Here is a 2,275-nt window from a genome sequence, read left to right on the forward strand (position 1 = left end):
CATCCAGGCAATCGGCAAATTTAGGGTCGATGTTAAAGCTGATGATCTTGGCATTAAGGGCAATATACTGGCGCAATAGCACAGGTACTTTCATGTTTCGGGTTTCAACTTCCGATATCAGGTTGTCGAGCCCCTTGAATGAATCTTCGCCGGCCATTAGCAGGTCGGTATCTATCTTGGCAAAATCAACCTTGAACTTTTTACGTGGCTTTACATATTGGGCCATGTCATGATCAAAGTGATTACGGTTGATATAATCAACAATAAGCGATTTGGAGAATTTAGAGAACGAGTTGCTGATACTTACAGGGCCAATGAGGTAACGGTATCTTGGATTATCAATCAGAAACTTTAAAATGCCTTTCCATAATAAAAACAGCGGCAGCGGTTTGGTTTGATACTCCTTGCGGATCCATGAGCGGCCAAGCTCCAGGCTTTTACGCAATACCGGGGTAAACTGGGTTTTGAGCTTAAACAGCTCGGTAATGTAAAATCCTTTTTTACCCACACTGTAAAATATCTCATCGCCTAAACCAATACGATAAGCACCTACAATCATTTTAGCCTCAAAATCCCAGATAAACAGGTGATGGTAATAAATATCATACTCATCAAGGTCGATACTTTTATTGGTACCTTCGCCAACCTCCCGGAAAGTTACTTCGCGCAGACGACCGATCTCCCTGATCACATTAGGGATAACCGAAGTAGGTACTATAAATACTTCATAGTTTTTTTCCGTCCATACCTTATAGTTTTCCCTTAATGGTTCAATCTCTTTTGCAAGCACATCTTTATCCATTTCGGTTGCCACAGCTTCGGGCAGGCGCTTGATCTTAAATAAATTGCGCGGACTGAATAGTTTTTTTTCTTCCTCAAGGCCGGTGCCTAAAGCATAGGTGCGGGCACGTAAAAAATTAAGCAGCTTGGCGCTGTTATTATGATCGGGGATATCCTCTACATTAATAGGCTTGCCAATGCGCAGTTTAATGGTATGGCCATGTTTGTTAAACAATTCAGATGGCAACTTGGCAGTACGCAAAGCAGGGTGTATCAGGCTTAGCAGGTTAAATAACAGGCCATTGTTACCGTGGAAATAAATAGGTACCACAGGTACTTTTGCCTTGGCTATTATTTTACCTACAACAGGGTGCCACAGGCGATCGGTTACCTGTTTTTGTTCTACCTTAAAGGTCGAAACCTCGCCGGCCGGGAAAATACCAATAGGTGTTCCATTATTTAATAGCTCCAGCGTGTTTTTTAATCCGCTGATGCTTGATGAATGTTCAACATTTTCAAAGGGATTAACCGCAATAAAAAAGTCGCTCAGGTTAGGGATCTTTTTTAATAAGAAGTTAGCCATCAATTTGGCGTCGGGCCTGGCCATCAGCAGCATTTTTAAAAGCACCATACCCTCAATGCCGCCGTAAGGATGGTTGGCAATAGCCACAAAGCTGCCGGTTTTAGGTATATTCCGGAGCTCGCGCTCATCAAATTCAATATCAATACCGCAACCTTCTAAAATAGCGTCAATAAACTCAATGCCCTCTTTGGGTTGTGCCTGGGCAAAAAGGTCATTAACCTGGTTAATTTTCATTAGCTCCATCAATAAAGCGGCCAGGCCCGGCATTTTCAACTTATCCAGTTTGGTGGCTTTGGCAAACTCTTCGGTGGTTATAACTTTCATTGTTTATAAGCAGTATGTTTAACAAATAAATATCCTAAATTTTTATTTAATTTAACGCCTGTAACGTATATAAATGAGGCCGCAAATTAAAAACTACCTATCCATCACTAAAAAAGAATGGAACGGAATGGTGGTAATGATTACTTTAATTGCAGTGGTTTTGCTGGCCCCCTACATCTACAAGGCGAACCGCAAAGATAACACAATAAATTTTAAGGCCTTTGATAAAGCGGTGGCTGATGCCGATAAAACAGGTGATTCCATAGGTAATGAGAATGCTTTGGCCGTTAACACTCGAACTAAGCCAGCTACGCTTTTTAAGTTTAACCCCAATAATTTACCGGTTGAAAGTTGGATGAAACTCGGCCTTACCGAACATCAGGCCCAGGTAATTAAACATTATGAAGAAAAGGGCGGTCGGTTTACCACTAAAGGAGATGTGCAAAAAATGTACAGCATCAGCCCGGTAATATACAAACAGTTTGAATCATACATTGACTTGCCAGATGGCGCTGCTTATCATATTAATAAGATAAAACCCGGGGAGACGGTGGAGATCAACAGTGCCGATTCAGCAAGGCTCACGAT

Annotated in this window: 2 protein-coding genes; one reads left to right on the forward strand and one right to left on the reverse strand. The window is 41.7% G+C overall.

Going from position 1 to position 2,275, the window contains the following annotated elements; translation table 11 throughout:
• A partial coding sequence (locus tag AAGC65_RS25975) for a lysophospholipid acyltransferase family protein (protein ID WP_343115361.1) occupies positions 1 to 1,687 on the reverse strand: 1,687 nt, incomplete at its 3' end.
• A gap of 73 nt (positions 1,688 to 1,760) precedes the next feature.
• On the opposite strand from AAGC65_RS25975, the gene AAGC65_RS25980 reads away from it, so the two are divergent.
• Positions 1,761 to 2,275: hypothetical protein (locus AAGC65_RS25980; protein ID WP_343115362.1), on the forward strand; the 515-nt coding region annotated here is incomplete at its 3' end.

It is taken from the genome of Mucilaginibacter sp., assembly GCF_039207105.1.
Taxonomy (GTDB): Bacteria; Bacteroidota; Bacteroidia; order Sphingobacteriales; family Sphingobacteriaceae; genus Mucilaginibacter.